We start from the raw sequence: 23,115 nt of genomic DNA, 5'->3' as shown, positions 1-23,115 counted from the left end.
GTGGTTGCTTTACATGTTAATTAACAGTGGCTTCACTTTATCTCGATTACAGCCGACTGATTCTTTAAATTCGTTGATTTCTAATATTGGCGCGATTGCTGATTTTTCAAGCCCCCGCAGCTCAATTACTTATTCGCTGCCTTCGATACAACAACCATCGCAGGGCGAACCAGGCGGCCGTGCAAGGTGTAACCTTTCTGAAACACGTCGAGTACGGTATTTGGCTCTACATCAGCATTTTCGATAGCTGTCATTGCCTGATGCAGTTGCGGGTCGAAAGGTAGACCCTCTGGATCGATTGCCTCTACATTGTGACGCTTAAGGGCATCCACCAAAGACTTCAAGGTGAGCTCTACGCCCTCTAAAACTGGCTTTAGTGCTTCACCGCCATCGTCAATCGCTGCCAACGAACGCTCTAAATTATCGACCACGACGAGCAGATCGCCGATCAATTTTTCTTGCCCAAACTTATGCGCTTTTTCGATATCCGCCGTCGCTCGGCGCGAAGCGTTTTGAGCTTCCGCTGTAGCCCGTAAGGCCTGCTCTTGAGCCGTGATCAATTCATTCTGTAAGCGCTCAATCTCAGCGGAGGCGTCGGCTTGAGCTTCGCCATCGTCATTCATTACATCGTCCAACTCCGCGCCAGCGGCCTCAAGCTGATCTTCTGAGGATATCTCTTCGTTGTTGTCTTCGTTTGTCACTCGGGTCTCCTCTATCACTTCGTCACTTCACTCGGGTCTGCCGTTTTGGCAATTGTTTACTTTTCTCTGTAGGCCGCAACGATACTTGGCTCTAAGTTTCCGCTGTATATGGGGACGACTGTGAAACATTCAAGCGTCGAAGCGCTATTTTTATGATTTAATTGGCGACTTTTAGACATTGATAAGCTCGCTTACGGTTTCTAGCAATTGTCTCGTCAGCCAAGCCCTGACGAACCATCTACGAGAGATCGATAAATTTTCTAGCTGGAAGCTCAAAAATACTGTATAAACAACCAGAAAAATCAGTGCCAAAATTAGTGGAGGCCTTCTGTGCTGACCCATTTAAGCATCAACAATTACACCCTCGTCGATAAGCTCGATTTAGAGTTAGATGGCGGTATGACTACCATCACAGGCGAAACCGGCGCGGGAAAATCCATACTTCTGGACGCCCTAGGCTTAACCCTTGGAGACCGTGCCGACGCGGATCGTATTCGTGCCGGAAAACAACGAGCTGAAATTCACGCTACTTTCGATATCGCAAAACTCAAAGATGCAAAAGACTGGCTCGATCAACATGAGCTTACACTTGATGACGAATGCCTTTTACGCCGAGTCATTTCCGCCGATGGCCGCTCTCGAGCCTACATCAATGGCCAACCTGTAACGCTAGTGCAGATTCGTGAACTGGGTGAAATGCTGATTGACGTTCACGCGCAACATGAACACCAGTCATTACTAAAGAAAGAAACTCAACGACGCCTTTTAGATGAGTATGCTGGCCACAGTGAATTAGTCGAACAAGTCCGCGAAGCTTTCCTCACTTGGCAAACAAAACTAGAGCATTACTCCTCACTCAAAAATAATGAAGAAGAAACTCTCGCTCGAGTGCAGTTACTGCGCTATCAAGTTGAAGAACTTGATCAGCTCGCCATAAAACCCGATGAGTTTGAGCAACTTGAAGCCGAACAAAAAACCCTGGCCAATGGCGAAGCCATCTTGCAACAGAGTTATCAGCTAAGCAGTCTTTGCGGTGGCGAAGAAAATAGTATTTTGGAGAATTTAAACAAAGCGCGTTACATCGCAAACACCTTACCCGCAGAGATCCCAGCCATTAAAGAAGCACAACAATTGTTGGCTTCTGCCCATATCCAAGTTGAAGAAGCCCAGCACGAAATCGAACGCCACATAAATAATTTTAATCTTGAACCTGAGCGCTTACAGGAAGTTGAGCAGCGCTTATCTGCGCTATTCGATATTGCTCGTAAACACCATGTTCCGCCCAATGAGCTGTTTACTCTCCATGCCAATCTGTCAGAAGAACTAGCAGCATTAGGGGGTGGTGACGCTGATCTCGAAGCCATGGCAAAAACGGTTGAAGGCTTAGAAACACAATTCCGCGACCTCGCGACCAAGCTGTCCTCACAACGAGATACGGCGGCGATTAAACTCGCCAAAACCGTTAATCAACAATTAAAGAAACTCGCCATGGAGCATGCGCGACTTAAGGTCGACGCTACGCCTCTGAAACAAGCTTCTGCTAATGGTTTAGAGGATATTCAATTGGTGATAAGCACCAACCCTGGCCAACCCATGAAGCCACTCGCCAAGATCGCGTCAGGAGGCGAACTTTCTAGGATCAGCCTAGCCATTCAAGTAGTGACTGCGCAAACGTCGACAACGCCGACTTTAGTATTCGATGAAGTCGACGTCGGTATTGGCGGTGCAACCGCAGATATTGTCGGCCAACTACTTCGACAACTTGGCGATAAAGCACAGATCATTTGCGTTACCCACTTAGCGCAGGTCGCCGGTAAAGCCCATCATCATTTACGCGTCAATAAAGCCACGAAAGGCTCTCTTGTTCACACCAGTATTGAGCATCTTGATGATGAGCAGAAAGTTGAAGAAATCGCGCGCATGATTGGTAGCAATAAAGTGACGCAGGCGTCTTTAGACCATGCCAAAGAAATACTCGGTGTCTAGCGCAACTGATCTAAAAGCTATCGCGCTGAATATTTAAAAGCGTTTGTTTAAAAAAACCTCGCCCCTTGATAAAGAGGCGAGGTTTTTAATTTGGGAAGTGCTTCGAGAAGGGTTTTACTTTTTAGGCTTTACGTAAAGCACCAAGGAATGACCAACGAGTTCATACCCAGCGTCATCCGCTATTTGCTGCTGTAGCTTTTCAATTTCCTCATTGTGGAATTCAATCACCTTGCCGGAGTCGACACACACCATGTGATCGTGGTGATCGCCCTTAGCCAGCTCAAAAACAGAATGTCCGCCATCGAAATTATGCCTCATCACCAAGCCAGCGTTCTCGAATTGAGTCAAGACTCGATAAACTGTCGCCAAACCGACGTCATCACCTGATTCGAGCAACGCCTTATAGACATCTTCAGCGCTCATATGGCGTTCGTCAGCGCCTTCAAGCATTTGCAATATTTTTACGCGAGGGAGAGTGACCTTAAGCCCGGCATTCCGTAATTCGACATTTTCGGCGGACATATTTATCCCCTTTTCTTTATGGTTATAAGTGGTGTTGTAGGTGTTGTTTTGAGCGCAATTTCGTTACCATGGCGGCCCTGATTCGCGCGGGTCCGTTTAGTTCCGAGAAGTGAGCAGTTGAAAACTCACCTGGTTTGCTACTTTACCCGAGGTCCAAGGTAAAAAGTAACTGGTCAATGTAATTTTTAATCAAAATCGTTGTCTGAAGCTTTCGCGCTGCAGACAATACTAACTAAACTGCACAAACTGAAGAAAATCCTACGGATCAAGGCAATCACGTTATTGTTATTAATCCTTACTTCTCAGCAGTGATTTAATTCGGGTATTATCCCCGTTCGTTGTAATTTGTGGAACCCCAGTAATGAGAAAAAAATCCTTAAACCAGTTAGTGTGCCTAGTCCTTACGGTGTGCGCAGTCGTCGCGATTACGGGATGTGGTCGATTCCAATTCCCAGGGGTATACAAGGTTACAGTTCAACAGGGCAATATCATTACTCAAGAAATGGTTGACCAATTAAAACCCGGCATGACCAAACGCCAAGTGAACTTCATTTTAGGCACTCCGCTTATCATTGATAGCTTTCAGCCAGACCGCTGGGATTATTTATACACCTTAAAAAATCGCCAAGGCGAAACTTCTGAGAAAAAATTCACGGTATATTTTAAAGAAGACCAGTTAACTCACTTTGCTGGAGATTTTAAACCGTCTTCGCCTACAGAAAATACGCAGGCATCCGACAACCAGTGAGCGCCCATTTAAGTAAGTATTTTTGAGCGAGTCTCACCAAACAATTCCTTGCTCGGGCTCTCATTCACTCTCGACAAGCTGCTACTCGCAGCACTCGTACTTCCTACACTTCACAACGTGTTCGCGACACTATTGCAAGACAAATTAATTATTATTTTCCTTCGCCAGCTTGGCTTTTTCTGCGCGCTTTCTGCGAATTTCTTTTGGATCGGCAATTAAGGGGCGATAAATCTCTACACGATCTTTCGCTTGCAACTCATACTCCTCCGCCGACTTTAAACCTTTCGCACCAAACTGCTTGCCGAACAACCCTAACTTTACTGTTTCAAAATCAATTTCGGGAAACTCTATCGTAATTCCCGACATTTCTGCCGCATGCTTCGCTGTAGTACCCGGTACCACTAACATAGAAATAATTTTTTGTTTTTCTGGTGTTGCGTAGGCAATCTCAACCGGTATTTTTTCTTGGTCACTCATAATGCTCTTACCACAATTCTTAATTCACCAAAATTAAATGTTTTCATTATCTGCCACCCAAAAACACTAGACGGCGTTATATAAAAATTCTGCTCGCTTACAAATCGCGTCCACTAACTGGCCGCCAATAGATTCAAACCAGGGGCTCGCGGTCAAATCGAGTATTTTATTCTTGAACTCAAAAACTAAACGCAAACTTACTTTACAACCTACATCCCCTAATTGCTCGAACTCCCAAACACCTTCAAGTATGCGAAAAGGTCCTTCGACAAGTTTCATTTCGATACGACTATTGGGGAATAACTGATTTCGTGTCACAAAACTTTGTTTTATTTTTCCCTTCTGTAAGCACAAGCGTGCTTCAACAAGCTCATCGGTTCTTAACAATTCTTCCGAATCGACACAGCCATCCATAAAATGCGGATACCGTGTAATATCATCAACTAAGTCAAACATTTGCTGCGCAGAAAAAGCGACTAAAGCGCTGCGTTCTATTATTTTTTCCATTATCGATGTCTAATCACCCGCATCTACGCGGTCATTAATTTCCAAATTAAATCTATAAATACTAAACCGACTAAGACTGGCGAGACCCAACGTATGAGCACATGCCAGATTTCAAAGACATCTTGGGATTCGTGTGACAATTCTTTTCTAACGTGGGTTTTATGCATACACCAACCCGCGAAAATCGCAATAAACATTCCACCTAAAGGCAGCATAACGTTGGCAGTAAGCTTATCGATAAAATCAAATACCGTAACGCCCATGATGTGGTAATCCGGACCGCTCCAATCGTTAAACGAAAAAACGGTTCCCAATCCCACAAACCAAGCAATACCTCCCAAGATCATGTTTGCAACTAAGCGGTTACATTTCTTGGTTTCAACTAGCCATGCAACACCCGGCTCTATCAATGAAATTGCAGAACTCCATGCAGCCAAACTAACCAAAATAAAAAACGCCGTACCAAAATACAAACCACCCGCCATATTTCCAAACGCCAATGGCAAACTAACAAATAACAATCCGGGCCCAGCACTTGGTTCAATGCCTTGATGGGCAAAAACAATGGGGAAAATTGCCAGACCAGCGACAATCGCCACCAAAGTATCAAGTGCCGCAACGATTAAAATCGTTTTACCAATTGGCGCATCATCCGGCATATAGGCGCCGTAGGCCATAATCGCACCCATACCTAAACTCAATGTAAAAAATGCATGGCCGAGTGCAGTCAGCACCCCGTCTCGGCTTAGCTTGCCGAAATCAAAATCAAATAAAAAATTAAATCCTTCGCTAAAATTACCTTCTTTGATTCCGTAACCTAACAACACCAACAATAATACAAATAGAATTGGCATTAGTATTCGAACTGCATTCCCTAAACCTTTTGTCACTCCAGCGGTAACAACAAGCAAAGTCATCAACATAAAAATGCTGTGCCACTGAATCAAGTCGGATTTATTTGCTTGGAGAGTTTCAAAATGTGCATTGACTGTGTCGGCAGTAGCATTTGCAAAATCGCCACTGGCCATCATAAAAATATACTTTAATGACCAGCCAGCAATGACTGAATAAAACGATAAAATCAATAAGCCTGCAATCACCCCCATCCAACCTATGCCAACCCAGGCTTTCCCCATACCCGCTTCAATCGTAAGATCTCGCATGGTATTAACGGGACTTTGGCGGCCACGACGACCAATCATGGTTTCCGCCATCATGATGGGAATACCAATCACGGCGATACACACTAAATACACAAGAACAAAAGCGCCGCCGCCGTTTTCACCAGCGATGTAGGGAAACTTCCAGATATTGCCCAAACCAACGGCAGAACCAGTCGCAGCCAAAATAAAGATCCAGCGATTTGCCCAGGTACCGTGCATTTTCCGCTTATCCATCATTCCCCCAACATCAGTCTTGTGCTTACGTGATTCATTTACCGCCCGTTAAAACTCTAATTTGAGTCTTATTCCACGGAATTTTTTGTCAAAAGTGGCGATTGTAGCAGGATTCTGCCCAAGCTAAAGCGTAATAAGGGTAGCTTTACCCCATACCACTTAGGGGCGATGCTCTATATAATCCGCCGCCATGGCCAAGAAACCGAAAGTATCCAGCAATACAATTGCTCTCAATAAGAGAGCACGCTTTGACTATCACATTGAGGATACGGTCGAGGCTGGCGTTGTCCTACAGGGCTGGGAAGTAAAAAGTATTCGCGAAGGCAAGGTACAGCTAACTGATAGTTATGTTTTGTTTAAAGATGGTGAAGCGTGGTTATTGGGTGCGCAAATTCAACCGTTAAATACAGCGTCTACTCACTACGTTACCGACCCTATTCGAACGCGGAAGTTATTATTAAAAAATAAAGAAATCGGCAAACTGCGAGCAGCAGCTGAACAAAAAGGTTATACCATTGTTGCTACAAAATTGTATTGGAAGAATCACTTGGTGAAATGTGCGATTGCGCTAGCTAAAGGTAAACAGGATCACGATAAACGCGCAACAATAAAAGAACGTGATTGGAATCGAGAAAAATCACGCACCCTAAAAGAACGGTAGTTAACTAAAATTTTACTTTACGAAAAGCGCCGGAAATATTCCGGCGTTTTTTCTTAGCAGTCGTTTCTTTAAATTAGTTTAAAGTGATTTATTTGGCACACCCACCCGAGCACAATCAGCTCGACTTCATGCCATCCATTTCTGCCAAACGCCCAATCAATTCTTCCATCCGCGTACTGTAACCCCATTCGTTATCGTACCAGCTGACAACTTTCACCAAGGTCTTATCCATCACCTGCGTGAGCAAAGAGTCAAAAATACTGGAATGGCTATTGCCGATAATATCCCCAGAGACGATAGGATCTTCGCAATAAGCAAGAATTCCTTTGAGCGGCCCCTCAGCAGCTTTTTTCATCGCGTCATTAATCGTCTCAACGCTTGCCTCTTTTTCTAATTCAACCGTCAAATCTACAATACTGCCATCAGGAACTGGAACGCGCATAGCGATGCCATCTAACCTACCCGCCAACTCGGGCAGCACGACACCAATGGCACGCGCCGCACCAGTAGACGTAGGAACAATATTGGAAGCAGCGCTGCGAGAACGACGCATGTCTTTATGAGGCGCATCAATTAATCGCTGATCAGAAGTGTAAGCATGCACCGTGGTTAGTAAACCACGCCTAATGCCAAAACTTTCGTGTAAAACTTTTGCCAGTGGCGCGGCGCAATTGGTGGTACAACTGGCATTGCTAATAATTCTAGAATCCATTTTAACGACGTGATCGTTGACGCCGGTAACCAAGGTTGACTCCAGGGCATCCTTTGGCGGCACAGTTAGCAACACTCGCCTCGCACCCGCATCAAGATGTTTCTGTAGATCAACAAGCTGTCGAAACTTTCCCGTGCTTTCAATCACGTAATCAACACCAAGCTCACGCCACGGCAATTTCGCCGGATCTTTTTCGGACAAGACTAAAAATGGATCGCCATCGATTTCCATTCTGTCACCCGCGACACTAATCTGGCCTGGATACGTTCCATGAATGCTATCGTATTTAAATGCGTATGCGAGTTGATCAGCAGTGGCCAAATCGTTAATCGCTACTACATCATAGTGTTTTCTTAATTTAGCGATACGCATTACCGTGCGGCCAATTCGGCCAAAGCCATTAATAGCAATCTTTGGAACTGTCATGATTGTCTCCAACTTCATTAAATAAAGTGTTTGAGTAAAGTGATGGACTATAAAACAACTATTCTGTGCAAAATACGAGTGTCTAGTTCATAATTCGCATTTTTAAAACATGCGCGTTCAATTCATTGATTTAAGTTAGGTAGAAATGTTTTTAGAGATAATAGCAATAATTATTGGTCTTGCCGCACTGGTTTGGAGTGCTGATAAATTTGTCGATGGCGCGGCGGCAACTGCTGCTCACTTCCATGTACCCCCTCTTATTATCGGCATGGTCATCATTGGTTTCGGAACTTCGGCACCTGAGCTCGTCGTTTCCGCTAGCTCCGCTCTAGAAGGTAATCCCGGCATCGCACTAGGTAATGCCTATGGCTCTAATATTGCCAATATCGGTCTTATTCTCGGCTTTACCGCATTATTAAGCCCTATTGCTGTTCACTCTCAAGTACTCAAAAAAGAATTACCTATCTTACTGTTTGTGACGCTTGTGCTCACCTGGGCAGTTTGGGATTTAGACGTTACCCGCATCGATTCAATCGTTATGCTGTTGGTTTTTGCTAGCGTCATGGGCTGGACAATTCGCCAAGGTATTAAACATTCTCCCGATGGCTTGAGCGCCGATGTCGAACGTGACTTAGCTGCCCATGAAATGCCACTGAAACACGCACTGGCTTGGCTAGCCGTCGGTATCGTTGTTCTCGCAGCCAGCTCGAAATCCTTGGTTTGGGGAGCGAGTGGCGTTGCTTCTGCTTTAGGTGTTAGCGACTTAATCATCGGCTTAACCGTCGTTGCAATCGGCACTTCCGCTCCAGAACTGGCTTCTTCTCTTGCCGCCTTGCGAAAAAACCAACACGACCTTGTACTCGGGAATGTGATTGGTTCGAATTTATTTAACACGCTTGCCGTTGTTGGGTTAGCTGGTGTTATTCAACCAATGAAAGCGCCTGCAGAAGTTATCACTCGCGACACCTTCGTGCTCTGCGGCATGACCTTACTGCTATTAATTTTTTGTTTTGGCTTTAAAGGGCCAAAGAAAATTAACCGAATCGAAGGTGGTGTGCTGTTGAGTATTTTTATCGCCTACACTTCGTGGCTAATTTATGTCGTCATTTCCGCAGTTTGATTTTTTATACCATAACTAAAAAAATAGTTAGCGAATGACGACGTAATAAGATTGCCCACTACGATTAATCTCTACTAATATTTCTCGTCGATTGCGGCGGACTGCTTTCACTAGACTTTCAAAATCTGAAACCCGCACTCGATTCACACCGTAAATAACATCGCCGGGACGTAGACCGCTATAGGCTGCTGGTGAGCGTGGCGACAGGCCAATTACTAACACGCCTTTGCTATCAGGAACTTCTTCAAAACGGATGCCGTCAAGCAAAGGATGGATCTGTCCGTTCTCCGACAACAATTGTCGTGGCGGCCCAATTTCGACTCTAATGTTTTTCTGCCGACCCTCACGAAAAATCGATAAGGCCACTTCCTCACCGATAGCCTTTACTCCCAATTGGCTACGCCATTGTGAAGTAGAACGTGTAAGGTCATTATCTATCGACAAGATAATATCACCAGAACGTAAGCCGCCTTTTTCCGCGGGAGAATTTTTTTCAACATCGGTAATTAAAACGCCGACCTGACCATTGGCGAGATTAAACGCTTCGCGTAATTCGTGCGTGATATCCTGTGTACTGATGCCAATATCGCCACGCCGAACAGCGCCGTGCTCTAAAATTTGATCCGCACTCGATCGCGCCATATTCATAGGAATCGCAAAACCAATACCGACATTTCCACCAGAGGGGGCAATAATCGCAGTGTTAATGCCGATTAACTCACCGCGTAAATTAACCAGTGCGCCACCGGAATTTCCTGGATTAATCGACGCATCGGTTTGAATAAAATTTTCATAACCTTCGATCCCCAGACCGGTTCGCCCTAACGCACTCACTATTCCCGTCGTCACGGTTTGGCCGATACCAAAGGGATTGCCAATGGCGATAACAAAATCTCCAACTTCCAAGGTATTGGAATCCGCTAACTTAACCGCTGTTAAATCTTTCGCTTCAATTTCTAATACGGCAATATCAAGTTCAGGATCAACGCCCCTAACCGTCGCATTGAAATTTCTACCATCGACAAGGGACACTTGAACTTCATCAGCACCTTTCACTACATGATAATTACTAATAACAATGCCATTTTCAGCATCAACAATTACCCCGGAACCTGCACTTTGCTGACGCTTTTGCGGTGCTCGTCGATAACGCCGCTCCGGAAGATTAAAAAAGTTTTGAAAAAAAGGATCGTTACGCAATGGGTTATAGGTTTGCTGAGTTGAAAAAGTAGAAATATTCACAACCGCCGGATTAACCTGTTTTAACATCGGCGCTAAAGACGGTAATTCATCACCATCAGAATCATGTGTCGGCAAGGCAGCGCCAACTTGAGATGAAATGAAAAATGAACCAATAAAAAAAGCAATTGCAGCAACAATAAATTTTCTAGACTGCGCCAAACTTATCATTCCTAACTCTCCAAGTGAGTCTGTCTTTTAAAGTAATTTTCTAACAATGGTTTAGATCGAGGGATATTGGCAATAGCTATTTCAATTCTGCTACCCAATAATCCCAGATCATAATCGCAACGCATTGGGACGCAGAAGCCAGAAAGAGTTCCGAAAAACCAGGCTATATCCGCAAAACCAGCAGTAAAAACCTAGATTTGCGGCCTCAGACCCCAATTTCAAGCCCAAAATACCCTTGAACCCACAATTTATGGCCTTGAACCACAATCAACTACCCCCATATCTCTAGATAACCTACAATGGCTGACCGTCCATAAGACCCAGGTCTAAATGGGTGGGTCTCAAGGGAATGACGAGAATTCTAATTCACAGAGATATTGCTTCAGGCAAGGCGCGCAAAGTAAGAAAAGCGCAAGGTACACAAAGTACCTGAGCATTTTCGAAGCTGAAGCGCAACGCAGCATGAAGCAATATGTGAAGGAATCAATTCACAGAGATATTGCTTCAGGCAAGGCGCGCGAAGTAAGAAAAGCGCAAGGTACACAAAGCACCTGAGCATTTTCGAAGCTGAAGCGCAACGCAGCATGAAGCAATATGTGAAGGAATCAATTCACAGAGATATTGCTTCAGACAAGGCGCGTGAAGTGAGAAAAGCGCAAGGTACGCAAAGTACCTGAGCATTTTCGAAGCTGAAGCGCAACGCAGCATGAAGCAATATGTGAAGGAATCAATTCACAGAGATATTGCTTCAGGCAAGGCGCGTGAAGTGAGAAAAGCGCAAGGTACGCAAAGTACCTGAGCATTTTCGAAGCTGAAGCGCAACGCAGCATGAAGCAATATATCGAAGAATTGGGGGCGATTTGGATTCGACGCCGGTAACAAAACTCAGATGTGCATGTCGTGATGGTAGCCAATCACGTTAATCCAAAGCTGCATTTTATTAGTTGCCAATGATGACAACTACGGTGCCCAACTAGCTGCGTAAGCAGTTATGAAGCACTTCTAGTGGTACGCCGCTAGCGGTCTTTAGCAAGGTGCCAATACCGCGCTACTGACTGTCATATAGAATTGGATCGTGGTGAAACAAGCCTGGGGTGGAACCACTAAACTTTTACAGGATCGCAATTAACGTCCTGCCCGTCGGGCTGTTAAGCGCTAAATTAATTGACGGAATCTAAACATGTAGAGCACTGAGCGGAGTACTGACGGACGCGGGTTCAATTCCCGCCGCCTCCACCAAATAAAAAAGCCCAGCCTGATTTTTCAGGCTGGGCTTTTTTATTTGGTATAGCTGTAGGACTTGAAGTAAATTTGCTCTGGGCTCACAAGTCAGGCAGAAAATTGCTCCTGCATTTTCTGCACTTCCGCCATCCTTGGCGGTCGAGAAAAACTCCCAACCCCAGAAGAATTCTTTATTTTTCCCCCAACATCTTATTAGCATATTTATAAAACTTCTTATTAAAAATAATATATCGAATCTGCTCAGTACTGAGCATGAAAAAATATTTTAAGTAGGACAGCTTGCCTTTAAGTATCGCTTTGACAAAAATCCCCATATAGGATATCCAAATTTTATTTGGGCATTTTGATCTCAGATCTACTTCTTCGCCGAGGGTAGTTTTAATCCCTGCTTCCACAAAGTTCATTCCGTCCATTAATGAGACCATTACTCTCGCCCAATAGCGCGGATTAACCTCGATTAACATTAACTTTCCGTCCGATGCGCGAATTCGCATATCAATATTTGTGGGGCCAGAATACTTACTGACTTCTAATATTTTTCTGCCTAAAGCATCAACATCGTCATTCTTAACAAAGCTGGTAAAACTTAAGCTAATATCATCTTCGTAAAAATCGGTGCGCATAACCGAAGAAGCGATAACTTTACCATCCACCGAAAAACCATTGAAATCAATATCCTCGCCCTCAAAAAACTCTTGCAATAAAGCTGGAAAATATTTTTCTTTCTCTTCCGATGGTTTGGCGAGAAACTTATCCATATCGGATTTAGTTTTACAAAAAATTAAGGTATCGAAACCACCAGCACCTAGTGTGGGCTTAATCAGTAAGGGATAAGGAATCGCAGGATTTTCAGGATCAATCGCTAAAGAATTTTCAACATATGCAGATTCGGGGTGAGCTATACCATTTTCTTTACAAAACAAATAAAAATTGTATTTATCATCTAACAAGCGAACACAGTCGCTATCTGGGAACGGTGCTATCAATACTAATGCACGTAGCTTCTCTTTAAACTCATCCACTACCTGCATACAGGTGATACTAACTGGCAACAATATATCAATAGAATCTCGCTTGATTATCTCTATCAACTCATCAACTACCTTAGCTGAATCACACCCTTTGCCAAGTTCCGCGTTTAATGGAATAAACTTGGCGCACATTGGATGAAATTGAATAGTTTTATTTTTTTCAAGGTTACCAACAACATAAAACTCATAGTCGCCTGAGAGACCTGCACAATACAGTGTGGTCCTCGCTTCTTCCTCACTCATAAACAATATGCGTTTCATAAAACTGCCCCTAAAGCTCGTTAATCAACATCAGCTATCGCTTGAATATCTTCCCTAGCACACCCTTAAAAGCCCACCAAAGATTCTTCAGTTTTAGTTTTTTTAGAATATTTCCCAACCCTACTGAGAAGTAAAAAGATACGGGTGGTAAAAATGCAAATTTGATTGATTTCATCCAAGATATTCGCCATACGATATCAGATAACCATCGACTGTTAATTTTCTTCCAAAACTTCTTGCTTTTTCGATTGTATAATTCGATAAAATGATTTACTAACAACTCGGTTCGATTAAATCCAGAATGTTTATCAAGAACCGGTATATGATTTAACAGTGTTACCGGATAAATTTTTCTACTAGTAAGTTCACCATGTTCATTGATCACGGCGCTGTAAATAAAACTTCTTCTCGCGTTAGGGTACGGTTCGTCAAAGATAAAATTACCCAAACTATGGACTATCTCCCCGCATCCATATTTCTCTATACCTTGAGGAAAGTGCGGGCCATGCCCCAATACCAAAGAGGCTCCCGCATCGATCATTCTTTTCGCTTGCTCACGCTGATAGGGAATTGGATACAAACAATATTCTATTCCCCAATGTATCGTAACGAGGACAACGTACCCTGCTTGCTTTAACGATTTAACTTGACGTATAAGCGGAGCAATTCGATAGTCCGCAACGCCCGGCTTATTGCCCTTTGCACGCTCAGTGCTTGCCGAATAAATCATTACGGATGACAAGATGGCGACATCGATCCCATTAAGATTTATCTTTACGGGACGGTTAGCTTCTTCGTAATTGTTACCAGCACCAAGATGTTTAATACCTGCATCATCAAGATGTCGCAAGGTGTCGCTTAGTGTTTCCTCACCATAATCGAGAAGGTGATTGTTCGCGAGAGTCACTACATCTACACTTAAATTTTTTAATACTGGCAGCGTGCGGGGGTGGCAACGAAAGGCGACATGGGGGTCTTGTTTGGGGTGTGGCGCGCCGCGGGTACCAACGGGATTTTCCAGATTAGCCAACACCAGGTCATTGTGGCCGATCATTTCTCGAATTTCATTAAACTGAAAATCTTCAGGTGCGTGGACAAAGTGCTCGCCGACTTCGCGATCCAACATGATGTCTCCCATCGCAGCGAGACTAAATTCCTTAGTTTGCGACATGTAGGATTCCTAACACAAGGAGAAAACGATAGAACATTTTTAGTTCGGAGGTACTAATATTTCGGGCATTTTTTTAGCAGCATGCTGCTTTAATTATCTCTAGTTACTATTCAACATCGCTCTCATTTTTTTTCGTATAGAAGTCATAATTTGAAAAATAAATCGCACCTTCATATATAAAAACGGTACAGGGTCTTTCCAACTAAACCATGCTCCCTCTTTCACACTTTTAAATGACTTTATCCAATCGACAAATTTCAGCGAGCCTTCTTTAAAATAGTCACAAGAGGACACAAAATCATAATCTTCGATGAGCCACCTGCGTCCTTCGACTGGCTTTATCTCTGGCTGACTTTGTCCAGTTAAATCTAAATATAAACTACGTATTACGTCCATATTATTCTCGGCTACAAATATTCTAAATGCTTGACCAACACGAGGATTAATATCTAATACTTTATATCTACCATCTCTCGGGTCTAAGCGATAACCGATATCCAGAATTCCACGATAACCAACGGCCTTCATTAATGCCTGGGTTTTTTCTGCAACGCGCTCATGCCAACGACATTCGCCCAAAGAAGCGCAACCAACGTGAATGGGATACTGCCTAACTTTATGTCCTGTAAACGCCGCCAAACAATCGGATTGCTCGTTAAAATATCCATTAAAGATATAAACTTGATCGTCATCGCCGGGAATCAACTCCTGCAACATGAGATTGGGATCTTCCGGATCTTCTAGCAATTCATATTGCTTAAACAACTCTTCTTCTGTTTCGACAATCACCATCTTTACGCCGGTGCGAGCAAACAACTTGTTACCGTCGATCGCTTTCAGCATGATCGGAAACTGAACTTGCGTTAAGGCTGCCTTTACATCTTCTAAATTTTGCGGACAAACAATGTGTGGAGTGGGTACGTTGTTTTCTAGCGCCAAAGCAAACATTTTTCGTTTGTCGGCCAATTGATCGAGCAATTCACCGCTATTACTCGGAAACATAAAAAATTCTTTTAGCTCTTCCCCATACTCAGCAACAAAGACTGATAGTTCGTCAGAGGTGGGGATGAGTATGGATTTTTGCCCAATGATTTCAGCAACTTCCAAAACAAAATCTAAATATTCGCGAGGATTATTGGGATCTAGTTTTTTTACAAACGAGCGCTTTAGAAAGCGAGATTTTAGCTCAGGAGAACTACTCTTTTCATCAATACCGTAAATGGGAGCACCCAAACTGCCCAGCGTTCTCATAATTGCGAGCGCACCAATTTTGCAGTTTAAAATTAAAACCGGGGTATCCCAGTTTCTTCCATAATCTTTACTCATATCCGTCCTATGTACTTCGATACTTTAATAATCTAAATGTTGAGCATCTTCAAAATGATCGTTTAAAAATTTTGGGACTACAGAAAGATCATCAACGTGATGCAAAACAAATTCTAAGTCATGCACCTGACCTGAACGCCTTAAATATTCAGCGCTATTACCCTTGCGAATAACATCGGGATCACATCCATCCCATTTATCGACAATTTCCTGTGTTCGCTCGTCTTCTGGCTCGTATCCCAAATTTAACAATTGTTTGCCGACCCAGGCGCATCCAATTTGATCTTCCATTCGAAACTCACCACGAGTTCCCGCTCCTATAACAGCAATTTTGTTGTAACGTTGACTAATATGCTTAGCCACCGCTTTATAATTTCTGAGGCACGCGAGATAACAAGCGGTATTATTAATCGCGCTCATCACTAAAGGCATTCCCGAAGACGACACTAAAATCAACGGACGCTTAGCATTCGTAAAATAACCCGAGGGTATATTTGAAAGCGCCATCACTTGCACAGGGCTATTAGTTAGATCAAAACCGTAGGGGACATGGCCACCCATCTCTCCTAACAACAAGGGATCTTTCAATGTTTTTGCCAACACAATAGCTTCATCAGCATTGCCAGCGGGATACATTTCTCGCCCTAAATATAAGGCTGTCGTTGCCGTCGTTGTTGCACGAATAACATCAATAGCAACAATTGCGTAATCTACAGGGTATTTATTTTTATTTTCTGCATAGCAATCAATAACAAACGTCTTACTCATTTTAAATCAGCACCTGTCGAAGTCGCACCTTTAGGGCGCAAGTTGTCATGCATGAATGCATCGGAATGCAGACCACGACGATATATTTCCACGCGCAATAATTCCTCTAAACGAACATTACACAGCTCAACTGTTGGGCCATAGTGTCGAATAAACGCGAACTGGCTAGCTTTATTGGGCGCTTCAAAAACAATTACATCGAGTCCAAAAGCATCGACGATTGTGTCGGCGCCTTTTAAATCTAAATTACCACTAGCATCAAACAGGCCAACGTTTTCTGCGTTCTCACGAGCTTCAACAACGAGTTGCTTTGCACCCGCATCCATCCACTCTTTACCTTGATCAATAATCTCAGCAACAACTTGAGGGGTAAACGAACCGGTATGTTTTTCGCCTACTTCAAAATGAACTTCAAGACCACGCTCGTCAGCCATTGCTAGCACTTGTTTTGCACTGAGGTGTAAATCAATAAACCCTGAACCCGCTTCGATCCGAGTGAAACCCAACTCAGCACATAGATCCAAATACTCCGGCAACTTATTGCATGCAGTCGCAACTTCGAACGGTCCACCGCCTGTGCAAACAGGCACATTGTTTTTTCTCGCAGCAGCTATTTTCGCTAGCGTCGCATCTTGATTACAAACTTGCCAACAAGCCATGGATAATTTTAGAGAAGACATCAGATGTCCACTTTGCTCTATATGACTAACCACCGTTGCCACATCGTAACCGGGATCAAAAGCGAGCGTTTTCGGCGGAATATCTGGCACACCAATCGCCTGCAGATAGTTAGCTGTCGCTTGATCTAATTTAGAACTTCTCGACATTATTAACTCCAAAATTCCAACAACAAATCACATAAAAAATGCGTGTTCTATAAACACGCACTATCGAAATAAAACAATTTTAGAGTTCTCAGGTTGCTCCAAGGGAATCATTCCCTTTGTTAACAAGATCCTCTAAATGAGCGTAGCGGCCTTCACGAATCATTAACGGGAATCATTATCATTACCGTTAGCGTTAGCGTTAGTGCAGATAATTTAAGAGCTTATTATCATTAATATCAAAAGAAATGAAACTGGATTTGTGACGAAACCTTACATAAGGTGGATAGATGCAAGACAGTAAGCGAATCACCTTACCATCAGAAGATTATTTGCCCAACGAGTTGCCCCCTATCTCCCTTTCCCAACATGCCCCAAAATCATTCAGATCACAAAATCCATTCTTAAATGTCGCCGTCCGAGCATTATACACATCCACCTTAAACCTTTCTCGTCTCCCAGATGCTAGCGCCGTTTCTCAGTTCACAAAAGTGTCACACGCATTAAAGGATCCAGTTTGAAATCCTTTTTTAAACCAAGATACCCTCTGCTCCGATGTCCCGTGAGTAAATGATTCTGGAGTGATGCGGCCCGTCGCTTGTTTTTGTAAACGATCATCGCCGATAGCACTGGCGGCGGTGAGCGCTTCCTCAAGATCGCCCTGCTCCAAAACTTGTTTAGCCGTTTGCGTGTTGTTTGCCCACACCCCCGCCAAACAATCTGCCTGCAATTCCAAACGTACCGATAGGGCGTTCGCCTCGGTTTTACTCATTGCCTGCTTAACCCGATGAACTCGATCAGATATGCCACGCAAATGCTGTACATGATGTCCAACCTCATGAGCAATGACATAAGCTTGGGCGAAGTCACCTGGTGCACCGTGCCGTGAACGTAGATCGCGATAAAAACTAAGATCAATATATACTTTGCTATCGGCTGGACAATAAAAAGGACCCATCGCAGAACTCGCGGAACCGCAAGCAGAATTCACACTCCCAGAAAACAGAACTAAAACCGGTTCTTGATAAGTCACTCCCATTCGTTGGAATTGCTTATGCCAAACGTCCTCAGTATCGGCTAACACAACGGACACAAATTCGGCGAGTTGGTTTTCTTCTGGTGTTGCTTGATAGTTCGAAGGTGCAGTGCTTGTGGTTGATTGCGAACCACCCTCTAAGAACTGCAGTGCCATTCTAGGGTCAACGCCAAAATACATAGCAACTAAAACTATAACGATAGTTAAGATCCCGCCACCTTTGGTTGCACGCCCGCGACCTCTAGATACTCTTTGTCCTCGACGGTCATCGACGTTGCGACTGGCTCTACGATTTCTCCATTTCATCATTGTCTCCAAATTCAACGTATTAAAAAATTATACTTTCTCATACTGACTAATAAAAACGTGGACGGTTACAGCCAACTCATTCAGCTTCAGCAACTCACTTCGCGCGGAATAACTACTTTGCCAAAAAAAGGGTGTCATCGCCAAGAGGTTTTTAATTACGGAAGAGCCCTGTAGATTTAAAACATACTCAACTTGATCTTGCGAGCACAGGGAAAAACCTGGAATATTTTTGGGCTTAGAATGTAAACGCACTTCGTCGTATAAGAATTGTTTAATCTCACGCAAATGGTTCCCCGCCGGACTCAATACGATTAACTTTCCGTCATCTTTTAAACAACGTTGGACTTCTGCGTCGTCACCAGGCGCAAATATTCTTAACAGATAATCGAGACTAGCACTGGCTATTGGCAGACGTGCAGCGCTTCCACAAACCCATGTTGCAGCTGGGAAGTTCTTGGCAGCTAGACGCACGCCGTCTTTTGCAATATCTAGCCCAGAAAATTCTATAGGCCTGGACAAATTTTTCTGAAGGAAATCTAAATAGTAACCCTCGCCACAACCACTATCGACCAACTGACATGGCTCACTGTCCGTACGATTAAATTTTAATTGTTCGATAATCTCAGCGAGCTTTTTTGCAACGTTTTCATAATAACCGCCGCTTAAAAATTCTCGCCGCGCCTTTAGCATTTCTGGCGAGTCGCCGGGCAATTTACTTCCTTTTTGATTTGCCAACAATAAATTCACATACCCTTCTTTTGCTTGATCAAAACTATGCTTGTTGCTACACAGCCACGCAGACTTTTCTTGAATCAAGGGAGCAGCGCATACGGGACAAATCCAGATAGACATAGTCGTGCTTTCGAGGAGAGTAATGTGTTTAAGAGAGATGACGAGGGGAGATTATAGAGGAATAAGAAGTAAGTTACTGAAAAAAATCTGGCCTTACAGTTCTAATTTGTAGTGATACTAAATATGTTTTAGCTCAGTCAAAATCGATACTTAAGTTCGCTAAACCTTTCGCATTGGCCCGCCCAAATAAAAGCAAATCAAGCCTAATGACCCAGCCGCAGCGGCTACCAAATACGGAACACTGTAAGATTGAGAGCTTAAGGTGTAAACCCAACCCAACAAAGCAGGCCCACAAGCCGTTCCCCAAGAAGTCATTAAATTGCTCACCGAAAATATTCTAGCGTATTGCTTCAAGCCAAATGCTTCTGCGATCAGCAAAGGCTGCAACATCAACAAATTGCCGACAGTAATCCCAAACAGAGCCAGACCAATACAAAGTGTGGCCAAGCCAAAACCAAGGGACAGGAGTGACAGAGACAACACTTGTAAAATCATCATCAGTACTGCAAAAGCTCGAATCGAAAACTGCTCAATCAACCACCCGCCCACTAAACGCCCGATAATACTTGCGATAGGTAGTATTGCTACCGCCATAACTGTTTGTTGCTCGGTCAAAGATTCTTTCGCCAAACCATATTGATGCGCAATTCCACCGACCTGTGCCATCATCAAAAATATATATGAAAAACTCACTCCCCAAAAAAAACCACCCCGACGCGCCTCGCGAAAGCTAATGCCATCACTGGCTCGTACAGCAGTAGGATTCATAACAGCAGGACTCACAACTGCGGAGCTAAGCAACTCTCTCTCTTTATCTTTAACACTTCTCGTTGCATGGCAATCTCCATCCACCTGCAAGCCCATCGACTCGGGACTCGGGCGAATCCATAACCACGCAATAGGGATAGTCCCCAACAAATACATCATTCCCATCATCGGAGCAGCTTTTGACAAACCAAAATTTTCGACCAGTAATGCTGAAATAGGGGTAAGGACAACACCTCCTAAGGACAAACCGGTACTTGCAATAGATAAAGCAACCGATCGCCTGCGTTTAAACCATCGCGTAACTAGCGTTGTCGCGGGAATTAATCCTGAAGCGGAAAAGCCAACGCCAAATAAAACATACACCGCATAAAGCTGTGCATTCGTTTTTACAAAAGATAGCGCGGTTAAAGAAATAAAACTAATAATAGCGCCAAAGGTAATACACACTCTTGCATCTGAGTTTGCCAACATTTTGGCAACCCACAAACCGGTAAAACCACCACTAATGAAAAATACCGACACGGCAATCGAGGCCGATTGAACGGAAAACGCCGGCTGCTGCGAAAGTGCATTGAGAATTATTGCGTGATTATAAAAACTAAGACCTGAAGTAAAAGTAAGAACTACTAAGAATGCAGCGACGACCTTCCAGCCGAAAAAAAGTTCCGTTTTATTTTCGTTTTCGATAAAAACTTCTGACATTGAGATCGCTTTGGAAAATTTTTAAAATTATTAATCTAAGCGCTAGTACACGACAGAAAATAATTAATGTAAACAATATATTATTTAAGGAAAGCAAAGCTCGAAGATACGACGCATTCTCAACACCTCAACTCCCCCTAAGATAAAAACCATCTATGCTAGCTATAAGCGACGGAACTACCTCAAAATATTAAATTTTTGTTGCTGGTATTGAATATATGGATATCCATATATTAGTATATGCAAAAACCCAAAACGGACCCAACAATGGACCCAGTTACGCTTTTCAAATGCCTATCAGACCAAACTCGGCTGAACTGCACGCTGCTCATATCCCTTGAGGGCGAAGTTTGCGTTTGTGAGCTCGTCGAGGCTATGGGAGAAAGCCAACCCAAAATATCACGGCATTTAGCGCAACTACGCAATTGCGGATTACTCTCTGATCGCCGGCAAGAACAATGGGTTTATTACACCTTAAAACCGGGATTGCCAAAATGGGTTACATCTGTCATCGAAGCAACCAGCGCCGCTCATTCGGGCGCATTAAAACCGATAGCTAAAAAGCTTGGTGCGATTCGCAACCGGCCAAACCATTGCTAGCTCGACGAATCCTACTCTAGAGGCTCTATGAAAATTCTATTCGTGTGCACGCACAACCGCTGCCGAAGTATTCTCGCTGAAGCAATTACCAATAAAAATGCCGGGGGCAATATCGTAGCCTATAGCGCAGGCAGTGCTCCGGCGGGGGAAGTTCACCCGCTTACGCTGAAGTATCTTAAAGAGTGCGGTTACGAAACCGCCGACCTCAAAAGCCAATCCTGGGAAGAGTTTGCAACCAATGCAATTGACCTGGTCATTACCGTGTGCGATTCAGCAGCACAAGAAGCATGCCCACTTTGGATTGGGAAAACACTGAAAGTGCATTGGCCAATTAAAGACCCCTCCAAAACCGAAGGCAATGATGAGGATGTTGAAACAGCCTTCCTTCACACAATTAAACTAATTGAAAATAAGGTGCGAGCACTCACTGAAACCGTGAATAGAAAATTAACGAAAAATGAAATGCAATTAGAACTTAAACAAATAGCAGAGATTAATTAGATGGGTATTTTTGAACGCTACTTAAGTATTTGGGTCGGTATTTGTATCTTAGCGGGCGTTTTATTTGGCAACTCGTTTACTTCGTTATTTTCCTTTTTTGCAAGTTTGGAATATGCCAGTGTCAACATACCCATAGCCGCACTTATTTGGATAATGATTTATCCGATGATGATTCAAGTTGATTTAAAATCGATAAAAAAAATTGGTCAAAAACCGAAAGGGATATTTCTAACGTTAATTATCAACTGGCTGATTAAACCATTTACCATGGCCGCCCTCGGCTGGCTATTTTTTAAAGTGTTATTTGTACCCTGGGTTGAACCGGCCACCGCCAGTGAGTATATAGCAGGAATGATTTTGCTCGGCGTTGCGCCCTGCACCGCCATGGTATTTGTTTGGAGCCAGCTCACCAATGGCGATGCCAACTATACCTTAGTGCAAGTGACGGTAAACGACATTATCATGATCTTTGCATTCGCGCCAATCGCTGCATTTTTGTTAGGGATATCTGACATTGAAGTACCATGGAGAACACTGGCACTATCCATTATCCTTTACGTATTCCTTCCATTTGTCGCAGGCGTTTTGACACGTTACAAATTTGAGAAAAGTAAAAACATAAATGGCTTAGAGAATTTTTGTAGACAACTTAAGCCCTTATCAATAATTGGGTTACTTGCCACCATCGTATTATTATTTGGCTTGCAAGCGGACACCATTATAACTCACCCTTTCGCAATCGCGCTCATTGCTATCCCATTACTCATACAAACGTATAGTATCTTTTTTATCACTTACTTAATCGCCAAGAAAATTCGATTAACACACGACGTAGCGGCTCCCGCTTGTATGATTGCTACATCCAATTTTTTTGAACTTGCCGTCGCGGTAGCCATTTCTTTGTTTGGCTTGCAATCGGGAGCAGCACTAGCAACCGTCGTGGGGGTCCTTGTGGAGGTTCCAGTGATGCTAACGCTAGTAAAATTTGCTAACGGAACTCGGCATTGGTTCGGCGCTGCAAAAGTAACAGAAAGTTCTCGCTAAAAATAAACTTTCC

The 23,115-nt window shown here is 43.6% G+C and carries 22 protein-coding genes and 1 other RNA gene; 8 read left to right on the top strand and 15 right to left on the bottom strand.

All coding sequences use genetic code 11. The features are described 5' to 3' along the window. Positions 1–125 precede the first annotated feature (125 nt). The gene (grpE, locus tag ACYUCY_RS05740; protein WP_460225498.1) at positions 126–701 is read right to left on the bottom strand and encodes a nucleotide exchange factor GrpE; all 576 of its coding nucleotides are present in this window, start codon (positions 699–701) and stop codon (positions 126–128) included. Positions 702–1,031: 330 nt separating this feature from the next. Between grpE and recN the strand changes: the two genes are divergently transcribed. Beyond that, positions 1,032–2,687, top strand: a complete 1,656-nt coding sequence (gene recN / locus ACYUCY_RS05735; RefSeq protein WP_460225497.1) for a DNA repair protein RecN — start codon at positions 1,032–1,034, stop codon at positions 2,685–2,687. A 114-nt stretch (positions 2,688–2,801) separates the two neighbouring features. Here the strand turns inward: recN and fur are convergent, their stop codons facing one another. Then, positions 2,802–3,209: a ferric iron uptake transcriptional regulator gene (fur, locus tag ACYUCY_RS05730; protein ID WP_460225496.1), complete on the bottom strand. Its 408-nt coding sequence runs from the start codon at positions 3,207–3,209 to the stop codon at positions 2,802–2,804. A 361-nt stretch (positions 3,210–3,570) separates the two neighbouring features. On the opposite strand from fur, the gene ACYUCY_RS05725 reads away from it, so the two are divergent. Then, a complete protein-coding gene (locus tag ACYUCY_RS05725; protein WP_460225495.1) occupies positions 3,571–3,957 on the top strand; it encodes an outer membrane protein assembly factor BamE in 387 nt (128 codons plus the stop codon). A 144-nt stretch (positions 3,958–4,101) separates the two neighbouring features. Here ACYUCY_RS05725 and ACYUCY_RS05720 read toward each other — a convergent pair whose 3' ends face one another. From ACYUCY_RS05720 to ACYUCY_RS05710, 3 genes are all read right to left on the bottom strand, one after another. Beyond that, positions 4,102–4,434, bottom strand: coding sequence for an RnfH family protein (locus ACYUCY_RS05720; protein ID WP_460225494.1), 333 nt, complete (start codon positions 4,432–4,434; stop codon positions 4,102–4,104). Between the two features lie 66 nt (positions 4,435–4,500). Further along, entirely contained in the window at positions 4,501–4,941 is a 441-nt protein-coding gene (locus tag ACYUCY_RS05715; RefSeq protein WP_460225493.1) for a type II toxin-antitoxin system RatA family toxin, read from the bottom strand. 23 nt (positions 4,942–4,964) lie between these two features. After that, positions 4,965–6,341: a sodium-dependent transporter gene (locus ACYUCY_RS05710; protein WP_460225492.1), complete on the bottom strand. Its 1,377-nt coding sequence runs from the start codon at positions 6,339–6,341 to the stop codon at positions 4,965–4,967. A 187-nt stretch (positions 6,342–6,528) separates the two neighbouring features. Here ACYUCY_RS05710 and smpB point away from each other — a divergent pair, with 187 nt between their 5' ends. Then, positions 6,529–6,999: an SsrA-binding protein SmpB gene (gene smpB, locus ACYUCY_RS05705; RefSeq protein ID WP_460225491.1), complete on the top strand. Its 471-nt coding sequence runs from the start codon at positions 6,529–6,531 to the stop codon at positions 6,997–6,999. Between the two features lie 115 nt (positions 7,000–7,114). Here smpB and gap read toward each other — a convergent pair whose 3' ends face one another. Then, entirely contained in the window at positions 7,115–8,137 is a 1,023-nt protein-coding gene (gene gap / locus ACYUCY_RS05700) for a type I glyceraldehyde-3-phosphate dehydrogenase (RefSeq protein WP_460225490.1), read from the bottom strand. A gap of 145 nt (positions 8,138–8,282) precedes the next feature. On the opposite strand from gap, the gene ACYUCY_RS05695 reads away from it, so the two are divergent. Then, positions 8,283–9,257, top strand: coding sequence for a calcium/sodium antiporter (locus ACYUCY_RS05695; RefSeq protein ID WP_460225489.1), 975 nt, complete (start codon positions 8,283–8,285; stop codon positions 9,255–9,257). A gap of 27 nt (positions 9,258–9,284) precedes the next feature. Here ACYUCY_RS05695 and ACYUCY_RS05690 read toward each other — a convergent pair whose 3' ends face one another. Continuing rightward, entirely contained in the window at positions 9,285–10,667 is a 1,383-nt protein-coding gene (locus ACYUCY_RS05690; protein WP_460225488.1) for a Do family serine endopeptidase, read from the bottom strand. A gap of 851 nt (positions 10,668–11,518) precedes the next feature. On the opposite strand from ACYUCY_RS05690, the gene ssrA reads away from it, so the two are divergent. Further along, positions 11,519–11,906, top strand: a transfer-messenger RNA (tmRNA) gene (gene ssrA / locus ACYUCY_RS05685). A 173-nt stretch (positions 11,907–12,079) separates the two neighbouring features. Here the strand turns inward: ssrA and ACYUCY_RS05680 are convergent. The 8 genes from ACYUCY_RS05680 to ACYUCY_RS05645 form a co-directional block, all read right to left on the bottom strand. Then, entirely contained in the window at positions 12,080–13,201 is a 1,122-nt protein-coding gene (locus ACYUCY_RS05680; RefSeq protein ID WP_460225487.1) for an ATP-grasp domain-containing protein, read from the bottom strand. Between the two features lie 34 nt (positions 13,202–13,235). Next, the gene (locus ACYUCY_RS05675) at positions 13,236–14,372 is read right to left on the bottom strand and encodes a CapA family protein (RefSeq protein WP_460225486.1); all 1,137 of its coding nucleotides are present in this window, start codon (positions 14,370–14,372) and stop codon (positions 13,236–13,238) included. Positions 14,373–14,471: 99 nt separating this feature from the next. Beyond that, a complete protein-coding gene (locus ACYUCY_RS05670) occupies positions 14,472–15,698 on the bottom strand; it encodes a carboxylate--amine ligase (protein WP_460225485.1) in 1,227 nt (408 codons plus the stop codon). A 24-nt stretch (positions 15,699–15,722) separates the two neighbouring features. Further along, positions 15,723–16,466: a 2-phosphosulfolactate phosphatase gene (locus ACYUCY_RS05665; protein WP_460225484.1), complete on the bottom strand. Its 744-nt coding sequence runs from the start codon at positions 16,464–16,466 to the stop codon at positions 15,723–15,725. Then, positions 16,463–17,293 carry a phosphosulfolactate synthase gene (locus ACYUCY_RS05660; protein ID WP_460225483.1) on the bottom strand — a complete coding sequence of 277 codons (831 nt, stop codon included), beginning with the start codon at positions 17,291–17,293 and terminating at the stop codon, positions 16,463–16,465. The genes ACYUCY_RS05665 and ACYUCY_RS05660 overlap by 4 nt, the downstream gene beginning before the upstream one ends. 475 nt (positions 17,294–17,768) lie before the next feature. Beyond that, positions 17,769–18,635: a KPN_02809 family neutral zinc metallopeptidase gene (ypfJ, locus tag ACYUCY_RS05655; protein ID WP_460225482.1), complete on the bottom strand. Its 867-nt coding sequence runs from the start codon at positions 18,633–18,635 to the stop codon at positions 17,769–17,771. Positions 18,636–18,662: 27 nt separating this feature from the next. Continuing rightward, complete coding sequence (locus tag ACYUCY_RS05650; protein ID WP_460225481.1) at positions 18,663–19,487, bottom strand: putative RNA methyltransferase; 825 nt, start codon at positions 19,485–19,487, stop codon at positions 18,663–18,665. 159 nt (positions 19,488–19,646) lie between these two features. Further along, complete coding sequence (locus ACYUCY_RS05645; protein ID WP_460225480.1) at positions 19,647–20,957, bottom strand: MFS transporter; 1,311 nt, start codon at positions 20,955–20,957, stop codon at positions 19,647–19,649. A 267-nt stretch (positions 20,958–21,224) separates the two neighbouring features. Between ACYUCY_RS05645 and ACYUCY_RS05640 the strand changes: the two genes are divergently transcribed. From ACYUCY_RS05640 to arsB, 3 genes are read left to right on the top strand one after another with little or no spacing between them, the layout of a single operon-like run. Further along, positions 21,225–21,557 carry a metalloregulator ArsR/SmtB family transcription factor gene (locus ACYUCY_RS05640; protein ID WP_460225479.1) on the top strand — a complete coding sequence of 111 codons (333 nt, stop codon included), beginning with the start codon at positions 21,225–21,227 and terminating at the stop codon, positions 21,555–21,557. A gap of 27 nt (positions 21,558–21,584) precedes the next feature. Continuing rightward, entirely contained in the window at positions 21,585–22,058 is a 474-nt protein-coding gene (locus ACYUCY_RS05635) for an arsenate reductase ArsC (protein WP_460225478.1), read from the top strand. Then, complete coding sequence (arsB, locus tag ACYUCY_RS05630) at positions 22,059–23,102, top strand: ACR3 family arsenite efflux transporter (protein WP_460225477.1); 1,044 nt, start codon at positions 22,059–22,061, stop codon at positions 23,100–23,102. Positions 23,103–23,115: the final 13 nt, after the last annotated feature.

It is taken from the genome of Aurantivibrio infirmus (assembly GCF_054767315.1).
The sequence above is the reverse complement of the archived record's forward strand: the minus strand, read 5'-3'. Positions and strand labels throughout refer to the sequence as shown.

What these genes read in the sequence shown, in the direction of transcription:
- fur (WP_460225496.1), bottom strand. Translation starts at nt 3,209, where the DNA reads ATGTCCGCCGAAAATGTCGAATTACGGAATGCCGGGCTTAAGGTCACT.
- ACYUCY_RS05725 (WP_460225495.1), top strand. Translation starts at nt 3,571, where the DNA reads ATGAGAAAAAAATCCTTAAACCAGTTAGTGTGCCTAGTCCTTACGGTG.
- ACYUCY_RS05720 (WP_460225494.1), bottom strand. Translation starts at nt 4,434, where the DNA reads ATGAGTGACCAAGAAAAAATACCGGTTGAGATTGCCTACGCAACACCA.
- ACYUCY_RS05715 (WP_460225493.1), bottom strand. Translation starts at nt 4,941, where the DNA reads ATGGAAAAAATAATAGAACGCAGCGCTTTAGTCGCTTTTTCTGCGCAG.
- ACYUCY_RS05710 (WP_460225492.1), bottom strand. Translation starts at nt 6,341, where the DNA reads ATGATGGATAAGCGGAAAATGCACGGTACCTGGGCAAATCGCTGGATC.
- smpB (WP_460225491.1), top strand. Translation starts at nt 6,529, where the DNA reads ATGGCCAAGAAACCGAAAGTATCCAGCAATACAATTGCTCTCAATAAG.
- gap (WP_460225490.1), bottom strand. Translation starts at nt 8,137, where the DNA reads ATGACAGTTCCAAAGATTGCTATTAATGGCTTTGGCCGAATTGGCCGC.
- ACYUCY_RS05695 (WP_460225489.1), top strand. Translation starts at nt 8,283, where the DNA reads ATGTTTTTAGAGATAATAGCAATAATTATTGGTCTTGCCGCACTGGTT.
- ACYUCY_RS05690 (WP_460225488.1), bottom strand. Translation starts at nt 10,667, where the DNA reads ATGATAAGTTTGGCGCAGTCTAGAAAATTTATTGTTGCTGCAATTGCT.
- ACYUCY_RS05680 (WP_460225487.1), bottom strand. Translation starts at nt 13,201, where the DNA reads ATGAAACGCATATTGTTTATGAGTGAGGAAGAAGCGAGGACCACACTG.
- ACYUCY_RS05675 (WP_460225486.1), bottom strand. Translation starts at nt 14,372, where the DNA reads ATGTCGCAAACTAAGGAATTTAGTCTCGCTGCGATGGGAGACATCATG.
- ACYUCY_RS05670 (WP_460225485.1), bottom strand. Translation starts at nt 15,698, where the DNA reads ATGAGTAAAGATTATGGAAGAAACTGGGATACCCCGGTTTTAATTTTA.
- ACYUCY_RS05665 (WP_460225484.1), bottom strand. Translation starts at nt 16,466, where the DNA reads ATGAGTAAGACGTTTGTTATTGATTGCTATGCAGAAAATAAAAATAAA.
- ACYUCY_RS05660 (WP_460225483.1), bottom strand. Translation starts at nt 17,293, where the DNA reads ATGTCGAGAAGTTCTAAATTAGATCAAGCGACAGCTAACTATCTGCAG.
- ypfJ (WP_460225482.1), bottom strand. Translation starts at nt 18,635, where the DNA reads ATGATGAAATGGAGAAATCGTAGAGCCAGTCGCAACGTCGATGACCGT.
- ACYUCY_RS05650 (WP_460225481.1), bottom strand. Translation starts at nt 19,487, where the DNA reads ATGTCTATCTGGATTTGTCCCGTATGCGCTGCTCCCTTGATTCAAGAA.
- ACYUCY_RS05645 (WP_460225480.1), bottom strand. Translation starts at nt 20,957, where the DNA reads ATGTCAGAAGTTTTTATCGAAAACGAAAATAAAACGGAACTTTTTTTC.
- ACYUCY_RS05640 (WP_460225479.1), top strand. Translation starts at nt 21,225, where the DNA reads ATGGACCCAGTTACGCTTTTCAAATGCCTATCAGACCAAACTCGGCTG.
- ACYUCY_RS05635 (WP_460225478.1), top strand. Translation starts at nt 21,585, where the DNA reads ATGAAAATTCTATTCGTGTGCACGCACAACCGCTGCCGAAGTATTCTC.
- arsB (WP_460225477.1), top strand. Translation starts at nt 22,059, where the DNA reads ATGGGTATTTTTGAACGCTACTTAAGTATTTGGGTCGGTATTTGTATC.